The 17,021-nt window shown below is 57.4% G+C and carries 14 protein-coding genes; 5 read left to right on the top strand and 9 right to left on the bottom strand.

Annotated elements, in window-relative coordinates; all coding sequences use genetic code 11:
- Nucleotides 1-37 precede the first annotated feature (37 nt).
- The 4 genes from uhpC (at nt 38) to fbpC (ending at nt 5,575) form a co-directional block, all read left to right on the top strand.
- Nucleotides 38-1,342 (top strand): MFS transporter family glucose-6-phosphate receptor UhpC, encoded by a 1,305-nt coding sequence (gene uhpC / locus OGY33_RS02225; RefSeq protein ID WP_003830933.1) that lies wholly within the window; start codon nt 38-40, stop codon nt 1,340-1,342.
- Nucleotides 1,339-2,370 carry an ABC transporter substrate-binding protein gene (locus tag OGY33_RS02220; RefSeq protein WP_003830932.1) on the top strand — a complete coding sequence of 344 codons (1,032 nt, stop codon included), beginning with the start codon at nt 1,339-1,341 and terminating at the stop codon, nt 2,368-2,370. The genes uhpC and OGY33_RS02220 overlap by 4 nt, the downstream gene beginning before the upstream one ends.
- 68 nt (nt 2,371-2,438) lie before the next feature.
- On the top strand, nt 2,439-4,517 hold the full coding sequence (locus OGY33_RS02215) for an ABC transporter permease (protein WP_008783887.1): 2,079 nt from the start codon (nt 2,439-2,441) through the stop codon (nt 4,515-4,517).
- Nucleotides 4,518-4,528: 11 nt separating this feature from the next.
- Entirely contained in the window at nt 4,529-5,575 is a 1,047-nt protein-coding gene (gene fbpC / locus OGY33_RS02210; protein WP_191238820.1) for a ferric ABC transporter ATP-binding protein, read from the top strand.
- A 185-nt stretch (nt 5,576-5,760) separates the two neighbouring features.
- On the opposite strand, the gene mmuM is transcribed toward fbpC, so the two are convergent.
- The 9 genes from mmuM to OGY33_RS02165 form a co-directional block, all read right to left on the bottom strand.
- A complete protein-coding gene (mmuM, locus tag OGY33_RS02205) occupies nt 5,761-6,693 on the bottom strand; it encodes a homocysteine S-methyltransferase (protein ID WP_191238821.1) in 933 nt (310 codons plus the stop codon).
- Nucleotides 6,680-8,083, bottom strand: coding sequence for an S-methylmethionine permease (gene mmuP / locus OGY33_RS02200; RefSeq protein ID WP_050195127.1), 1,404 nt, complete (start codon nt 8,081-8,083; stop codon nt 6,680-6,682). Before mmuP ends, mmuM begins: the two co-directional genes overlap by 14 nt.
- A 274-nt stretch (nt 8,084-8,357) precedes the next feature.
- Nucleotides 8,358-9,569, bottom strand: coding sequence for a 3-(3-hydroxy-phenyl)propionate transporter MhpT (mhpT, locus tag OGY33_RS02195; protein ID WP_020996588.1), 1,212 nt, complete (start codon nt 9,567-9,569; stop codon nt 8,358-8,360).
- Nucleotides 9,570-9,638: 69 nt separating this feature from the next.
- Nucleotides 9,639-10,652, bottom strand: coding sequence for a 4-hydroxy-2-oxovalerate aldolase (gene mhpE, locus OGY33_RS02190; RefSeq protein ID WP_149607792.1), 1,014 nt, complete (start codon nt 10,650-10,652; stop codon nt 9,639-9,641).
- The gene (mhpF, locus tag OGY33_RS02185; protein WP_003830924.1) at nt 10,649-11,599 is read right to left on the bottom strand and encodes an acetaldehyde dehydrogenase; all 951 of its coding nucleotides are present in this window, start codon (nt 11,597-11,599) and stop codon (nt 10,649-10,651) included. Before mhpF ends, mhpE begins: the two co-directional genes overlap by 4 nt.
- Nucleotides 11,596-12,405 carry a 2-keto-4-pentenoate hydratase gene (gene mhpD / locus OGY33_RS02180; RefSeq protein ID WP_057067126.1) on the bottom strand — a complete coding sequence of 270 codons (810 nt, stop codon included), beginning with the start codon at nt 12,403-12,405 and terminating at the stop codon, nt 11,596-11,598. The genes mhpF and mhpD overlap by 4 nt, the downstream gene beginning before the upstream one ends.
- Before the next feature lie 9 nt (nt 12,406-12,414).
- On the bottom strand, nt 12,415-13,281 hold the full coding sequence (gene mhpC / locus OGY33_RS02175) for a 2-hydroxy-6-oxonona-2,4-dienedioate hydrolase (RefSeq protein ID WP_048214822.1): 867 nt from the start codon (nt 13,279-13,281) through the stop codon (nt 12,415-12,417).
- 28 nt (nt 13,282-13,309) lie between these two features.
- Entirely contained in the window at nt 13,310-14,254 is a 945-nt protein-coding gene (gene mhpB, locus OGY33_RS02170; RefSeq protein WP_048214823.1) for a 2,3-dihydroxyphenylpropionate/2,3-dihydroxicinnamic acid 1,2-dioxygenase, read from the bottom strand.
- Between the two features lies 1 nt (nt 14,255).
- Nucleotides 14,256-15,920: a bifunctional 3-(3-hydroxy-phenyl)propionate/3-hydroxycinnamic acid hydroxylase gene (locus OGY33_RS02165; RefSeq protein WP_057067123.1), complete on the bottom strand. Its 1,665-nt coding sequence runs from the start codon at nt 15,918-15,920 to the stop codon at nt 14,256-14,258.
- Nucleotides 15,921-16,111: 191 nt separating this feature from the next.
- Here OGY33_RS02165 and OGY33_RS02160 point away from each other — a divergent pair, with 191 nt between their 5' ends.
- Nucleotides 16,112-16,924, top strand: a complete 813-nt coding sequence (locus OGY33_RS02160; RefSeq protein WP_048226474.1) for a DNA-binding transcriptional regulator — start codon at nt 16,112-16,114, stop codon at nt 16,922-16,924.
- The last annotated feature ends 97 nt before the right edge of the window (nt 16,925-17,021 follow it).

Here is a 17,021-nt window from a genome sequence, read left to right as displayed (position 1 = left end):
TTTCACTTTCCTATAGTCAGCACAAACGGAGACTGCCATGCATACACGCTCAGCCAGCGAAACAGACCAACAATACCGGGCGCTACGCCCCAGGCTGCTGATGTGTATGGTAATTGGTTACGCCGCGTTTTATCTGACGCGCAAAAGCGTTAACTATGTCCTCCCGGCGCTGCAAACGGATCTGGGTCTGGATAAAGGCGATATCGGCCTGCTTGGGTCACTGTTTTATCTGACCTATGGTCTGTCGAAATTCACCGCCGGGCTGTGGCACGACAGCCACGGACAGCGCGCGTTTATGGGGATTGGTCTGTTTGCCACCGGCGTTTTAAACGTGCTGTTTGCCTTTGGTGAATCGCTGACGCTGCTGCTGGTGGTCTGGACGCTGAACGGATTTTTTCAGGGCTGGGGCTGGCCACCCTGTGCCCGACTACTGACCCACTGGTACTCGCGCAACGAACGTGGCTTCTGGTGGGGCTGCTGGAATATGTCGATCAACATCGGTGGCGCCATTATCCCGCTGATTAGCGCTTTTGCCGCCCACTGGTGGGGCTGGCAGGCGGCCATGCTGGCACCGGGGATAATCAGTATGGCACTGGGAATCTGGCTCACCCTTCAATTGAAAGGTACGCCCCAGGAAGAAGGGTTACCCACGGTAGGGGAATGGCGGCATGACCCGCTGGAGCTACGTCAGGAACAGCAAAGCCCGCCGATGGGGCTGTGGCAAATGTTACGTACCACCATGCTGAAAAACCCGATGATCTGGCTGCTCGGCGTGTCGTATGTATTGGTCTACTTGATCCGCATTGCGCTCAACGACTGGGGCAACATCTGGCTGACGGAAAGCCACGGCGTGAATCTGCTCAGCGCCAATGCCACGGTGATGCTGTTTGAAGTTGGCGGCTTGCTGGGGGCGCTGTTTGCCGGATGGGGATCGGATCTGCTGTTCAGCGGTCAGCGTGCGCCGATGATTTTGCTGTTCACGCTGGGGCTGATGGTTTCCGTCGCCGCACTGTGGCTGGCACCAGTGCACCACTACGCGCTACTGGCAGTGTGTTTCTTTACCGTGGGCTTTTTTGTGTTTGGCCCACAAATGCTAATTGGCCTCGCAGCCGTTGAATGCGGACACAAAGCGGCGGCAGGTTCAATTACCGGTTTTCTCGGGCTGTTCGCCTATCTGGGGGCCGCGCTGGCGGGTTGGCCGCTGTCGTTGGTCATAGAACATTACGGCTGGTCGGGAATGTTCAGTTTGCTCTCGGTTGCCGCTGTCTTTATGGGTTTATTGCTGATGCCGTTGCTCATTGCGGGCATTACCCCTTCTCTCAGTCAAAGGATAAAACAATGAAACTGACGCTTACCTCTACCCTGATTGCTTCCGCTCTGACGCTGGCGGCCTTCAGCAACGCAGCCCAGGCGCAGGGCCGTCTGGTGGTGTATTGCAGCGCCACCAACGAGATGTGCGAAACCGAAACCAAAGCCTTCGGTGAAAAATATGATGTGAAAACCTCATTCATTCGCAACGGCTCGGGCAGTACGCTGGCGAAAGTGGATGCCGAGAAGAAAAACCCGCAGGCGGATGTGTGGTACGGCGGTACGCTGGATCCGCAATCCCAGGCCGGTGAAATGGGTCTGCTGCAGCCGTATAAATCACCAAACCTCGAACAGATCATGGAGAAATTCCGCGATCCCGCGAAGGTCAAAGGTAACCTCTCTTCGGCGGTTTACGTCGGTATTCTGGGCTTTGGCGTCAACACCCAGCGCCTGAAAGAGAAAAACCTGCCGGTGCCAAAATGCTGGAAGGATCTGACCAAACCGGAATACAAAGGCGAAATCCAGATTGCTGACCCGCAAAGCTCCGGTACCGCCTACACCGCGCTGGCGACCTTTGCTCAACTGTGGGGTGAAGATCAGGCCTTTGATTACCTGAAACAGCTCAATGCCAACGTCTCTCAATACACCAAATCCGGCATTGCCCCGGCGCGTAACGCCGCTCGCGGCGAAACGGCTATCGGCATTGGCTTCCTGCACGACTACTCGCTGGAAAAAGAACAGGGCGCACCGCTGGAGCTGATTTCCCCCTGCGAAGGCACCGGGTATGAAATCGGCGGCGTCAGCATCCTGAAAGGCGCGCGCAACGTCGACAACGCCAAACTGTTCGTTGACTGGGTGCTGTCGAAGGACGCGCAGGAGCTGGCGTGGAAGAAAGGCAAATCCTATCAGATCCTGACCAACACCACTGCCGAGACCTCTCCTAACTCGCTGAAGCTCGACGACCTGAAGCTTATCAATTACGACATGGATAAGTACGGCTCGACTGACGTACGTAAGGCGTTGATCAATAAGTGGGTTAGCGAAGTTAAGATGGGTAAATAAGCCCACGTTGCGTTCATTTGCCGGGTACGGCGTAAACGCCTTACCCGGCCTACATTACCGGAAACGCTATGTCACACACACTTGCACTCCATCCCGTGAAAAAACGGGATGCGATATTTCTTTGGGTTTTGCTCGGCTGGCTGGCGTTTGCCCTGCTGCCGAGCTGGAGCCTGGACTACGGTCTGCTGGAGTCAACGCGGGAAGAAATACTCGCCGCCTACGGCTGGTCGCAGTTCAATATCAGTTGGCTGTGGTATCTGCTGCCAAGCCTGCTGCTGGTGCGCCCATTCCATGAAGCCAGGCGCGAACAGCGCAGCCGCCATTATCTTGACGCGGGTTGGGCATTTTTCTGTATGGCCTTTATTGTCGCCAGCGCCACCCTTGAGGGTCGCGGCTTAGGCTATGCCACCATCGTGCTGTTTGTCGCGCTTGGCGCAATCATGACCCTGGCACTCACCCGCCTCGAATGGCTGGGCGGTGACCGTTTCGTCATCGGCTCACTTACCGCGATTGTCGCGCTGATCGGTATTTTTATCGTCTGGCCGAGCATCGCCATTTTCATTCCGATGTTCACCAACGACGCCGGGGAATTTGCCCCGCTGGCGTTTATGAATGTGCTGTCGCAGGCGCATATCATTCAGGTGATCCTCAACTCGATTATGCTGTCGATTGCCGTCGGCGTCGGCTGTACCTTCTTTGGTCTGGTACTGGCTATCTACACCACCCGTATCGCCAGACGCAGCGCCATAATCGGACGTATCTTCTCGATTTTGCCGATCGTCACTCCGCCGTTTGTCGTCGGTTTAGGCGTCACGCTGATGATGGGACGCTCCGGTTACATCACCGAGTTTATGGTCGAATGGTTTGGTTTAACCAACACCAACTGGCTGTATGGCTTTACCGGCATCTGGCTGGCGCAGGTTCTGGCCTTTACGCCGATGGCGTTTATGATCCTCGACGGAGCAATCAAAACCATTCATCCGTCGCTGGAAGAAGCGTCATACACCCTGCGTGCCAGCCGCTGGCAGACCTTTAACGGCGTGTTTGTCCCGCTGCTGAAACCAGCACTGGCTAACGCCTTTTTGATTGTGGTCGTGCAGTCGCTGGCCGACTTTAGTAACCCGCTGGTGCTCGGCGGTAACTTCGACGTGCTGGCAACGCAAATCTACTTCTACATCACCGGTTCGCAGCTTGACTACCAGGCCGCCAGTACGCTGGGTGCCTTCCTGCTGCTGTTCTCGCTGCTGGTGTTTTGCGTGCAGTATATGTGGATTGGTAAACGCTCATACGTCACCGTTTCCGGCAAATCCTACCGGGGCGACGTACAGCCGCTGCCGGTAACGCTGGTATGGAGTGTGGTCGCGCTGCTGGCAGTGTGGATTGCCTTTAACGCCCTGCTCTACGGCAGCATTTTCTACGGTAGCTTCACCGTCAACTGGGGCGTGGACTACACCCTGACGCTGGCGAACTTTACCAAACTGTTCGGTCAGGGGATGAGCGATGGCGCGTGGCCTTCACTGCTCGACACCCTGCTCTACGCCGGGATTGCCGCGCCGATCACCGCGATCTTCGGCCTGCTGATCGCGTGGATCGTGGTGCGCCAGCAGTTTAAAGGCAAGAAGACCATCGAGTTCACCACCATGCTGTGCTTTGCCGTTCCGGGCACCGTCGCGGGCGTGTCGTACATTCTGGCCTTTAACAGCGCCCCGGTGTACCTCACTGGTACGGCGGCGATTGTCATTATCTCAATGGTGATGCGTAACGTCCCGGTCGGTATCCGCGCAGGCATCGCGGGCTTAGGCCAAATCGATAAATCGCTCGATGAAGCCTCACTCAGCCTGCGCGCCGGTTCCCTGCGTACCATTACGCACATCCTGCTGCCGCTGCTGCGCCCGGCGATCCTCTCGGCGCTGATTTACAGCTTTGTGCGCGCCATTACCACCGTCAGCGCCATTGTGTTCCTCGTCACGCCGGATACCCGCGTAGCGACGGCTTACATCCTCAACCGCGTGGAAGATGGCGAATACGGTGTAGCGATTGCCTACGGTTCCATTCTGATCGTGGTGATGCTGGCGATTATTTTCATCTTTGACTGGCTGATCGGTGAATCACGTACCTCCCGTTCAAAAGCCAAAAACCAGGCGTAATGGAGCGCACTATGACTCAGAAAAATTTCGTTGAACTGCGCAACGTCACTAAACGATTTGGCAGTAATACGGTAATCGACAATATCAACCTCACCATCCCGCAGGGGCAAATGGTGACGCTGCTCGGCCCGTCCGGCTGCGGCAAAACCACTATTTTGCGCCTGGTTGCCGGGCTGGAAAAACCGAGCGAAGGGCAAATTTTCATTGATGGCGAAGACGTCACCCATCGCTCTATTCAGCAGCGCGATATCTGTATGGTGTTTCAGTCCTATGCCCTGTTCCCGCATATGTCGCTGGGAGAGAATGTCGGTTATGGCCTGAAAATGCTCGGCGTACCGCGCGCAGAGCTGAAAGCCCGCGTCAAAGAGGCGTTGGCGATGGTGGATCTGGAAGGATTCGAAGACCGCTTTGTCGATCAGATCTCCGGCGGGCAGCAGCAGCGCGTGGCGCTGGCCCGCGCGTTGATCCTCAAACCGAAGGTGCTGCTGTTTGATGAGCCGTTGAGTAACCTCGACGCCAACCTGCGTCGCAGCATGCGCGACAAGATCCGCGAGTTGCAAAAGCAGTTTGATATCACCTCGCTGTACGTCACCCACGATCAGAGCGAAGCCTTTGCGGTTTCTGATACTGTGCTGGTGATGAACAAGGGACACATCATGCAGATCGGCTCACCGCAGGAACTTTACCGCCAGCCCGCCTCCCGCTTTATGGCGAGCTTTATGGGCGATGCCAACCTGTTCCCGGCAACCTTCAGCGACGGATACGTTGATATCTACGGCTATCATCTGCCGCGCCCGCTGCACTTTGGTACACAGGGTGAAGGGATGGTCGGTGTGCGCCCGGAAGCGATCACGCTCAGCGATCGCGGCCAAGAGAGCCAGCGCTGCGTGATCCGCCATGTCGCCTATATGGGGCCGCAGTATGAAGTGACGGTGGAATGGCACGGGCAGGAGATATTATTGCAGGTCAACGCTACGCGTCTGCAACCGGACGTCGGCGAGCAGTATTATCTTGAAATCCATCCGTACGGCATGTTTGTTCTGGCGGATGCGGCATAACGTTTTGTGGTTTTGTAGGCCGGATAAGGCGCTTGTGCCGCCATCCGGCAATGCCTGATGCGCTGCGCTTATCAGGCCTACAATGAACGATGTAGGCCGGATAAGGCGCTTGCGCCGCCATCCGGCAATGCCTGATGCGCTGCGCTTATCAGGCCTACAATGAACGATGTAGACCCGATAAACCCTCAGCTTCGCGCTTTTAACGCGGCGATATCCGCAGGCGTGGTGCGACAGCACCCGCCAATTAACCGTGCGCCAGCGGCCTGCCACTGCGGCAGATAATCCGCCAGCTGCGCGCAATGTTCACCGTGATGATGCCAGGTTTTGCTCACGGCATCGTAATGCTCGCCCGAGTTCGGATACACCACAAGCGGCAGCGCCGTTAAGCCGTGTAAATGCTGCAACGCAGCGCTGGTGTTTTCCAGCGCAATACAGTTAATGCCTAGCGCCACCACCTGCGGATAACCCGCCAGCAACGCAACCACATCACGCAGCGGCGTGCCGTCACTCAGGTGCTCGCTGTCGCGCAGGGTAAATGAGAACCACGCCCGCGCACGCGGATATGCGGTCAACAGCTCGGCCAACGCCTCAATCTCGGCAAAATTCGGCAGGGTTTCGCAGGCCAGCAGATCGGCCCCGGCATCCAGCAAGGCTTCCACGCGCGGGCGATGAAACGCCTGAAATGCCTCAACGCTACAATGATAATCGCCACGGTATTCAGAGCCATCCGCCAGATACGCGCCGTAAGGCCCGACGGATCCCGCCACCAGAAGCGTTCCCGCTTGCGGGTTCTCTGCCAGATACGCTTCACGGGCTTTACGCGCCAGCTCCACGCTTTTGCCAATCAGCGCTTTCGACTGCGCTTCATCCAGACCTCGCGCGGCGAAGCCCGCCGGCGTCGCCTGATAGCTGGCAGTGATCGCGCATTGCGCCCCCGCCCGGTAGTAATCAAGATGCACTTCGCGGATAAGCTCCGGGTTTTCTACCAGCACTTTGGCTGACCACAGGCTGTCGGCTAAGTTACACCCTCGCGCTTCCAGCTCCGTCGCCATCGCGCCATCCAGCAGCAGGATATCCTGTTTATCAAGGAGAGCGCGTAACGGATTATTCTGCGACATGTTCTGGCTCCTGTTTTGCGTTTCGGGGTTGAGTAAGGAAATAAGCACCATAGCACAACGCAACAAACGGTAACCCGCACCACAACGCAATTCTCTGCGCTGGATCGAATGCCAGCCCAACACAGGCCACCAGGCACAGCACAAAACCTAATACCGGCACCAGCGGATACCACGGCGCGCGATAATGTAATTCACTCAATGCCTTACCTTGTTGCAGATGACGGCGGCGAAAAACAAAATGCGAGGCGCAGATGCTCAGCCACACCGCCACCACCGCAAATCCGGAGATTGCCGACAGCGCAACAAATACCGTGTCCGGGGCCACCACGCTGGAAAACAGCGCCAGCACACCACCGAGCATACTGACCGACAGCGCCGTCAGTGGCACGCCGTTTTTCGTTACTCGCGCAAAACAGGCCGGTAGCGTACGTTCATTCGACAGCGACCACAGCATGCGCCCGGAAGCATACAAACCGGAGTTCGCAGCAGAAAGAATAGCCGTCAGGATCACGAAGTTAAAAATATCAGCGGCGTACGGGATCCCTACTTTCTCAAATACCAGCACAAACGGGCTTTTCTCCACGCCCGCCTGCTGCATCGGGATCAGCGCTGCCAGCACAAACACGGTGCCGATAAAGAAAATAATCAATCGCGCGATGGTAGTACGAATCGCTACCGGGATAACTTTGCGCGGGTTTTCCGTTTCACCGGCGGCAATGCCGATAAGCTCGGTACCTGAAAAAGCAAAGTTCACTGCCACCATAGTCATCAGAATCGGTAAGCCACCGTGCGGGAACCAGCCTTCTGCCGTGATATTACTCAGCCCCGGCGCGGGCGAGCCATCCTGCATCGGAATAAAGCCGAAAATCGCCGCCCCACCGAGGATGATAAAGGCGATGATAGTGACCACTTTGACCAGCGAGAACCAGAACTCCCCTTCGGCAAAAAAGCGCGTGGAGATAACATTCAGACCAAAAATAATCGCGCAAAACACCACACACCAGACCCATACCGGCACCTGTGGAAACCAGTACTGCATACAGAATCCAGCGGCGGTAAAGCTCGAACCCAGCGCCACGGTCCAGGTCAGCCAGTAGAGCCAGGCCACGGTATACCCGGTAGCCGGACCAAGATAGCGCGCGGCATAAACGTGAAACGCTCCGGTCTCCGGCATCGCGACCGACAGCTCGCCCAGACACTGCATAACCAGCCAGACCACCAGCGCGCCAATCAGATAGGCCAGCAGCGTTCCCGCCGCTCCAGTGGTGGAAATGATGTACCCGGTATTGAAGAATAATCCTGTGCCAATCACGCCGCCCAAGGAAAGCATAATCAGGTGACGCGTTTTCATTGTGCGCTTCAGTGGCGCATTTTGTTGTGTTGCTTGCATATAACCTTCTAAACGTATGGACATCTAAACATCCAAAGAAGGTTTGTTATACCGCGTTTGTTAACAGAATGCAAAGTCAACCCTGCACCAGACGCAGATGCCCGCGCCGGGCGCTTAATAGCGGGTGGGGATTAATAATCAGATACAAAAAGGGCCGCCAGCTCATAACGCCTCCGTTGCCATGTTTTATCTAAACTTTGGCAACACAGTTGACTGACGGCGTTAACCCGGAAGTGGGAATCAAATCTCCCCACTCCCACAACCGGATGAATGCTTAAGCACCGCTGGCCGGGATCGGCATCTGCGATTTGCGGCTCATCAGAATAAATACCGCCAGGCCTGCTAGCAAAATGCCCGGCGCAGAAGCCGCCATCACCCCTACCGTTCCGGTACCGAGCGCTAACATTTTCCCTGCCAGCAGCGGACCGCTCATCGCCCCCAGACGCCCGACTGCGACGGCGGTTCCCACGCCTGTGGCGCGGATCTGCGTGCTGTAAAACAGCGGCGCCAGCGCATACAACACACTTTGCCCGCCGGTGGCGAACATCCCCGCCACAAATCCCGCCATTAGCATGCCGCTCAATGACGACACCGTACCCAGCGCCAGCAGTGAAGCCAACATCCCGGTGTAGATCAGCAGCGACATCACCACCGGGCGCAGTTTATCCATTAACGCCCCGAGAATTAACGTGCCGCTGGCCGCGCCAATTTGCAGAGCAAACATTACGCCTGCCGCCTGCGATGGCCGAAAGCCCTGCTCCACCAGCAGCATCGGCAGCCAGTTGATCAGCATATACACCACCAGCAGGGTGAAGAAATAGCACAACCACAGCAGCAGCGTGGCACTCGCCGTCGCTGGCGCAAACAGGGCGCGCAACGGTGCGGCGGCCACCTGCGTTTGTTGGGTATAAACCTGAGATTCCGGCAGCCAGCGCATCAACAGCGGCACCAGCAGCAGCGGGATCACCCCGCCTACCCAGAACACCGTTTGCCAGGCGGAGGCCAGGCCGCTAAACCCGAGCGCTGCCGCCAGCGCCGCGCCAATCGGCACACCGCAGTACATCAGGCTCACCGCCGTACCGCGAAAACGCGGGCCCGCCGCCTCGGAAGTCAGCGCGATCAGATTCGGCAACGCCGCGCCCAGCCCGACGCCGGTCATCAGACGGGCAAACACCAGCGATGAGAAATCCCAGGAAATCGCCGTCGCCAGCGAGAACAGGCCGAACAGCGCCACAGAGGCAATGAGAATACGCTTGCGGCCATAGCGGTCGGCCAGCATGCCGCCCACCAGCGCGCCGGGCAGCAGCCCGAGAATGCCCGCACTGAAGATCCAGCCCATCTGCATTTTATCCAGCGCAAACGCGTGGGCGATACCGACGGCAGCGATACCGGCGGCCTGTAAATCCAGCCCTTCCATCAGGGCAACTAAAAAGCAAAGCCCAACGGTCAACGTCAGGCGGTAAGATGCGGGGGTACGGGTCGTCATAAGATGTCCCTCTGAGGTCACGATGCAGGTGAATCGCGGCTGATACGTTGCCAGCCGCGTAATCATTTTTTATTTGCGGTTGCGCAGGTCCAGCGCTACGTCGACGATCATATCTTCCTGGCCGCCCACCATCCGACGTTTGCCCAGTTCCACCAGAATATCTACTGCGCTCAGGTCATAACGTGCTGCCGCCACTTCGCAATGACGCAGAAAACTGGAGTACACCCCGGCATAGCCCAGCGCCAGCGTTTCACGATCCACCCGCACCGGGCGGTCTTGTAGTGGACGCACTAAATCGTCGGCGGCGTCCATCAGTGCGTAGAGATCGGTTCCGTGCTGCCAACCAAGCTTATCCGCAGCGGCGATAAATACCTCCAATGGCGCGTTGCCCGCGCCTGCGCCCATCCCTGCCAGGCTGGCGTCGACACGGTCACCCCCCTCTTCTACTGCGGCAATCGAGTTCGCCACCCCAAGACTCAGGTTGTGATGCGCATGCATTCCGGTTTCTGTTTCCGGCTTCAGCACCGCTTTCAGTGCGCGGAAGCGGGCGCGAATATCGCTCATGTTCATTGCGCCGCCGGAATCGACCACATAAATACAGGTCGCGCCGTAGTTTTCCATCAGCTTCGCCTGCTGTGCCAGGTTCTCCGGTGTGGTCATATGGCTCATCATCAGAAAACCGACGGTATCCATGCCAAGCTCACGCGCATACTGAATATGCTGGGCCGACACATCCGCTTCAGTGCAGTGGGTCGCCACGCGCACTACCCGTGCGCCGGCCTGATATGCATTTTTCAGGTCATGAATAGTGCCGATACCCGGCAGCAACAGCGTGGCAATTTTGGCATGCTTCACCACGTCCGCCGCCGCTTCAATCCACTCCAGGTCGCTGTGCGCACCAAAGCCGTAGTTGAAGCTGGAACCTTGTAAACCGTCGCCGTGGGCCACTTCAATAGAATCAACCCGTGCGTCGTCCAGCGCTTTGGCTATCTGGCGCACATTCTCCAGCGAATATTGATGACGAATAGCGTGCATACCGTCGCGCAGGGTCACGTCAGAGATATAGAGTTTTTTACCGTTCATGCTGCTTCTCCTGCCTGACGAGCGAGGGACTGCGCCATCTTCTCAGCGGTCGCCAGCGCGCTGGAGGTCATAATGTCGAGGTTGCCCGCGTAGGCTGGTAAATAGTGCGCCGCGCCTTCCACTTCCAGATACACCGCGGTTTTCAGCCCAGAGAACTGGCCGATACCCGGCAGATTCACCGGTTTATCTTCCGGGATGACTTCAAACTGGACACGCTGTTTCAGGCGATAGCCCGGCACGTAGGCCTGCACCGCCGCCGCCATCTCATTAATCGACGCTTCAACTTCAACCTCAGAGGCCGCTTCGCTCAGCACATACACCGTGTCACGCATCATCAGCGGCGGCTCGGCCGGGTTAAGGACAATAATGGCTTTGCCTTTTGCCGCGCCGCCGACCACTTCAATCGCCTTCGAGGTAGTTTCGGTAAACTCGTCGATATTGGCACGGGTACCCGGCCCCGCCGATTTACTGGCGATCGAGGCGATAATCTCGGCGTAATGGACTTTTGCCACGCGAGAAACTGCCGCCACCATTGGGATGGTCGCCTGTCCGCCGCAGGTCACCATATTGACGTTCTGCTGATCAACGTTGGCTGCCAGATTCACCACCGGCACGCAGTAAGGACCGATTGCCGCGGGTGTCAGGTCGATCAGGCGGATGCCAGGTTTAACGGCACGTAGCGCGGCGTCGTTCTTCACATGCGCGCCTGCGCTGGTGGCGTCAAACACGATGTCGATATCGGCGAATTCCGGCATGGCGATAAGCCCTGTCACCCCTTCATGGGTGGTGGCAACGCCCATGCGTCGAGCACGCGCCAGGCCATCAGATTCTGGATCGATACCGACCATCACTGCCATTTCCAGATGCACGCCGTGACGCAGAATTTTTATCATCAAATCGGTACCGATGTTGCCGGAGCCGATAATGGCGACTTTACGCTTACTCATGACTGACTTCCTTTTGTAACCGCCGCTGAAAAGGTGGCGGCGACTGAACCAATACCGTCGATATGGGCTTCGAAACGATCGCCCGCATTCACCGCCACCATCGGACCTAACGCTCCGGTGAGAATAATGTCTCCGGCACGCAGCGGCTCGCCGAGGCTGGCCATTTTGCGCGCCAGCCAGACGGCGGCGTTGATCGGATGTCCCAGGCATTCGCTGCCGCGCCCGCTGGAGACCTCTTCGTTGTTGCGCGTCATTTTCATCGCGCAGTTTTTCAGATCTAATCCTGCCGGACGCTGTGCCGGACCGCCGAGCACATACACGCCACAGGAGGCGTTATCCGCCACGGTATCAACAAATTTGATCGACCAGTCGCGGATACGGCTGCCGACCACTTCCAGCGCGGGAAGTACCCACTCTATGGCGTTGTAAAGCTCGTCAAAAGTGGTGTCGGTATTGGGCAGATCGCGGTTCAGCACCAGCGCAATTTCGGCTTCAATACGCGGTTGCAACACACGGGAAAACGGGATGGTTTCGTTATCGCCATAACACATATCAGCAAACAGCGTGCCGAAATCCGGCTGATCGACACCCAGCTGTTGCTGCACTTTCGGGTGCGTCAGCCCCACTTTGCGCCCGACCACGCGACGGCCGCGCGCCACGTCGTACTGCACGTTGATGCGCTGAATGGCGTAGGCCGCTTCGGCGTTATCCACACCAATCAATTCACGCAGCGGGGCGATAGCTTCCCCTTTTTCTTCAGCCTGACGTAAATCGGCGGCTAGCTGCTCAAGATTACGATTCGTCATGTCCGTTCCTTAAGGGCGTGTGAGGAAATTCAGCACCAGTTGGTTAAAGGCATCCGCATGTTCCCACTGCGCCCAGTGCCCGCAGTCGCGGTAGATGTGCAGTTCAGAACCGGCAATCCCGGAAAGCAGGCGCAGACCGGCATCCATCGGCACAAAGCGGTCATTGCGTCCCCAGACAATCAGGGTCTGGGCTTTGATTTCACCCAGACGCGGGCTGAAATCCGGGAACTGTTTCGGGTTGGCCTCCAGACTCTGGACAAAGTTTTCCAGGTGATCGCGGCGCGACAGCATGTTATTCAGGCGCGCCTCAAACAACGCCTCGGTCAGGTCGCTGGTGTCGAAGACAAAGATCTCCATCATCAGCTTCAGGTTCTCGATGGTCGGCTCACGATACAGCTGATTCAGGCGCTTGATACCTTCGGTCGGCATCGGGGTAAACAGGCTCATGCCGCCCGTTCCGCCGCCCATTAATACCAGTTTACCCACGCGCTCCGGCCAGCTCAGGGTAAACGCCACAGCACTGTGACCGCCCATCGAGTTACCCAACAGGTGGACTGTTTGAATATCCAATTGATCGACCACGCTTTTCAGGATGCGGGCATTGAGATCGGATCGCGAACCGCGGTTAACGATCCCATCGCTTTTGCCCCAGCCAGGACAATCCAGCAGGATCACCCGGTATCCGGCCTGTACCAACGGATCGATATTACGGCTGAAGTTTGCCCAGCCCGTTGCACCTGGACCGGATCCGTGCAGCAGCACGACGGTCTCATCGCCCTGCCCACAGTCATTGAAATGCACGCGTAGGGTTTCGCCTGCTTCCTGCACCTCCAGAAAACGACTGGTAGCGGCTTCGGTTTGCGGTTGGTAAGTCATGATGTTCTCCTGCATATTCAGTTCTGTTTTAGTTCTGCGTAGTGGCGCTCAGGGAGCCGAATCCGGCGATCCACTCCGGGATCGGGCGGTAATAACGGCCTTCGCTGCGCCAGTTGCCAAAAGCAGAAATAGCGGCAAAGGCAGCAACCCAGGTTTTCACTTCGTGCGTTGATTTGCCCGCCATTGCGGACAGCTCTTCGTTACTGAGCGCGTCCAGCTCCTGCAAACGCCCCTGCTCAAGCAGGGTCATAAAACGGTTATCCCAGACAGGGTTAAGCGGGTGTAGCGTGTTTTGATCGACCACAAACTTCTCGGCGGCGGTGATCACCCGCTGCTGGCGCAGCTCGCGCTCGTTTTCAGGTAACTGTTTGCCGCTGCCGAGCAGGCGGTCACGCATATGGGCATCAGCCTTCGCCAGCTCCGGTACCGGCGGCTGATGCGACAGACCACCGGAGCCTAAAAACAGCACGCGCTTATTCAGCGAGCTGGCGAAACGGCCAATCGCTTCACCGAGCATGCGGGTACGCTGAAAGCCCGGCAGCGGCGTGGCGACGCCGTTAATAAACACTGGCAGCACCGGCACCTTATCCAGGCCGCCGAGCAAAAACTCCAGCGGCTGCGCGAAGCCATGATCGACCTGCATGTTGTAGGACACGGCGAGATCGATACCGCTTTTCATTACCGCGTGGGCGCAGGCTTCAGCCAGATCTGTCGGCACCGGCAGTTCCCCCGCCGCGCTACCAAAATCGCCGATCGCCGTAGCTCCAACGCCTAAACAGAACGGCGGCATCACGTCGTAGAAAAATCCGTTGTAGTGATCGGGGGCAAACAGCACGACCAGTTCAGGTTCGAACGCCGCAATACGTGCCCGAGCGCTGGCGATCACGCCGTTAACCTCGTCGAGCACAGCCTGTGCCGGGTCGACATAGCCCACCAGCGGCGAGTGGGAAAGACAGTGAAGATAAGCGTGCATATCAGGCAACCTTTTCAACAGGAATGTCGGCAGTAGCGCGAGTGAGCGTCATCACCGACGCCAGTTTATTCAGGGTGCTGCCCAGGGTTTGCGGAATGGCGATGGCGGCCACGAAGCGGTCCGGGCGCATGACTACCAGCGCGGCGTTGTGCTGGGCAAACCACGCGCGCAGGCGGTTTTGCGTATCGCCTATGCGGGTAACGCCGTCGTGGTTATCCTGATCGGTATGTATCTGCGTATCCGGCACGACCTGGATAAAACGCGTCCCCAGCGCCTGCCATTGTTGGATCTGCGCCTCGCTCATGCCCCATAGTGGGTTACAGCCCCAGCCAATCACCGCGAAATTCGGTCCGATGACGTTGTCGAGCAACGTCACTTCGCCCGATTCCAGCGTCACCTTCGGCTGGATAAACATCTTGCCGACCGGTGAAGTTTTCGCGTCGCCTTCACGCACCAGCGCCCCGGCGTGGTACTGCGGCATCGGCTTAAACCGCATTTCAAGGAAGTAGCGTTTGACCGGCGGAATATAGTTCAACAGCCAGGAAACCCCATCGCGTACCGCGCCGTGCCAGCGTTTGGGCGGCGCAAGTACGTTGCCAGCGGTCACGGAGAGGTCGATCATGGCTTTGGCGTGGTCGCGGCGTTCCTGCTGGTAGGTATCCAACAGCGCATCGTCGGCTTTACCGTTAATCACCAGCGCCAGTTTCCATGCCAGGTTGAAAGCATCGCGCATGCCGCTGTTGTATCCCTGACCCTGCCAGACCGGCATAATGTGCGCCGCATCGCCCGCCAGCAGCACGCGGTCAATACGAAAACGTTCGGCCAGACGAGCATTATGGGTATACACGCGCTGGCGGATCAGCTCGACGTTGTCCGGGTTCGGCAGCACTTTGCTCAGTAACTGGCGCATATTCTGCGGCTCGCTAAGCTGCGCTTCGGTTTCCCCCGGCATAACCATAAACTCAAAACGGCGCACCGCGTGCGGCAGCGCGGCAGAGACATACGGGCGCACCGGATCGCAGCATAAATACACATGCGGCGTGCTGAGCGGATCGTTGGCGATATCCACCACAATCCACTGATTCGGCGCGGTTTTACCTTCAAACGGCACGTTCAGAGAACGTCTGACGTTGCTGCCGCCGCCGTCGCAGGCCACCAGCCACTGAGCCTTCACCGTTTCACGTTGACCGTCTGGCGCTTTCAGATTTAGCGTCACTTCGCCGTTTTGTTGGCTGAAGGCCTCCAGCTCGCGGGAGAACAGGCAGCGCACGTTGGGAAAACGCGATAACCCTTCCAACATCACCGCGTCCACCTGCGGCTGAATAAACGCATTACGACGCGACCAGCCAAATTCGTCGGTCATCGGCTGGATATCAGCAAAGCAACGGCCTTTTGGGGTGAGAAAGCGCATTGCGTGCCACGGTGTGGTGTGCGGCAAAACGTTCTCGACCAGCCCCACAGACTGCATAGTGCGCAGCGCTTCATCGTCAATGCCGATGGCGCGAGGATAGTCGATCAGCGTGTCGAGCTTCTCCACTACCAACACCTCAATGCCCATCTGCCCAAGATAGTTGGCCATCATCAGCCCTACCGGACCAGCACCGGCAATCGCCACCTGCGCGGTATGCTGCACAGCGGGTTGTATATCCGGGTTTTTTGTTGTCATTTCAGAACCTCACGACTCGGACAAAACGCAATTGCGGACCCTGGTGAGGCGCAACTTGTTTTGTTAAAAATATGTGAATAATTTTTTGTTGTGCGGTCAGTATAGAAGCGAGTTTTTGCGCTACAATCAAAACATGCCAGGATGTGCACTAAGTGCACAACGTTGTTTTACCTGTAGATTTGTCAATGAATATGAAAAATGACGAGAGCACTGAGTACAAAACCGTACGCGGATTAACGCGCGGATTAATGTTATTAAATATGTTAAACCGGCTCGATGGTGGGGCCAGTGTTGGCTTGCTTGCTGAGTTAAGCGGCCTGCATCGCACCACGGTCAGACGGCTGCTGGAAACCCTGCAGGATGAGGGTTACGTCCGGCGCAGCCTGTCCGATGACAGCTTTCGCTTAACCATTAAAGTCCGCCAGCTCAGCGAGGGGTTTCGTGACGAGCAGTGGATTTCTGCACTCGCCGCCCCGCTGCTGGGGGATTTGCTGCGCGAGGTCATCTGGCCGACCGACGTTTCCACGCTGGATGTGGACGCGATGGTGGTACGTGAAACCACCCACCGCTTCAGCCGCCTGTCTTTTCACCGGGCGATGGTCGGGCGTCGTTTGCCATTGCTGAAAACTGCATCCGGCCTGACCTGGCTGGCATTTTGCCCGGAGAATGAACGGCAGGAACTGATTGAAATGCTTGCCTCCCGATCGGGAGAAGAGTTCCAGCTTGCGCGCGAACCGCTGAAGCTCAATGCCATTTTGACCCGCGCGCGAAAAGACGGTTTTGGCCAGAACTTTCGCGGTTGGGATCAGGAGGAGAAAATCGCTTCTATCGCCGTCCCCATCCGCAGCGAACAGCGGGTGATCGGCTGCCTGAATTTGGTGTATATGGCCAGCGCCATGACCATCGAACAAGCCGCGGAAAAGCATCTTCCGGCCTTACAAAAGGTGGCGAAACAGATAGAGGACGGCGTCGAATCGCAGGAGATTTTGGTTGCCGGGAGGTGAGATGGATCACAGTTATGCGGATCATCTGGTTGATAGCTGGCATAACTCACTAACCGGCCGATAAAACTCTGTGACCTCTTGCCCAAAAAATATCTTC

The organism is Citrobacter sp. Cpo032 (assembly GCF_030332975.1).
GTDB lineage: Bacteria > Pseudomonadota > Gammaproteobacteria > Enterobacterales > Enterobacteriaceae > Citrobacter > Citrobacter portucalensis.
The sequence above is the reverse complement of the archived record's forward strand: the minus strand, read 5'-3'. Positions and strand labels throughout refer to the sequence as shown.

What these genes read in the sequence shown, in the direction of transcription:
- uhpC (WP_003830933.1), top strand. Translation starts at nt 38, where the DNA reads ATGCATACACGCTCAGCCAGCGAAACAGACCAACAATACCGGGCGCTA.
- OGY33_RS02220 (WP_003830932.1), top strand. Translation starts at nt 1,339, where the DNA reads ATGAAACTGACGCTTACCTCTACCCTGATTGCTTCCGCTCTGACGCTG.
- OGY33_RS02215 (WP_008783887.1), top strand. Translation starts at nt 2,439, where the DNA reads ATGTCACACACACTTGCACTCCATCCCGTGAAAAAACGGGATGCGATA.
- fbpC (WP_191238820.1), top strand. Translation starts at nt 4,529, where the DNA reads ATGACTCAGAAAAATTTCGTTGAACTGCGCAACGTCACTAAACGATTT.
- mmuM (WP_191238821.1), bottom strand. Translation starts at nt 6,693, where the DNA reads ATGTCGCAGAATAATCCGTTACGCGCTCTCCTTGATAAACAGGATATC.
- mmuP (WP_050195127.1), bottom strand. Translation starts at nt 8,083, where the DNA reads ATGCAAGCAACACAACAAAATGCGCCACTGAAGCGCACAATGAAAACG.
- mhpT (WP_020996588.1), bottom strand. Translation starts at nt 9,569, where the DNA reads ATGACGACCCGTACCCCCGCATCTTACCGCCTGACGTTGACCGTTGGG.
- mhpE (WP_149607792.1), bottom strand. Translation starts at nt 10,652, where the DNA reads ATGAACGGTAAAAAACTCTATATCTCTGACGTGACCCTGCGCGACGGT.
- mhpF (WP_003830924.1), bottom strand. Translation starts at nt 11,599, where the DNA reads ATGAGTAAGCGTAAAGTCGCCATTATCGGCTCCGGCAACATCGGTACC.
- mhpD (WP_057067126.1), bottom strand. Translation starts at nt 12,405, where the DNA reads ATGACGAATCGTAATCTTGAGCAGCTAGCCGCCGATTTACGTCAGGCT.
- mhpC (WP_048214822.1), bottom strand. Translation starts at nt 13,281, where the DNA reads ATGACTTACCAACCGCAAACCGAAGCCGCTACCAGTCGTTTTCTGGAG.
- mhpB (WP_048214823.1), bottom strand. Translation starts at nt 14,254, where the DNA reads ATGCACGCTTATCTTCACTGTCTTTCCCACTCGCCGCTGGTGGGCTAT.
- OGY33_RS02165 (WP_057067123.1), bottom strand. Translation starts at nt 15,920, where the DNA reads ATGACAACAAAAAACCCGGATATACAACCCGCTGTGCAGCATACCGCG.
- OGY33_RS02160 (WP_048226474.1), top strand. Translation starts at nt 16,112, where the DNA reads ATGAAAAATGACGAGAGCACTGAGTACAAAACCGTACGCGGATTAACG.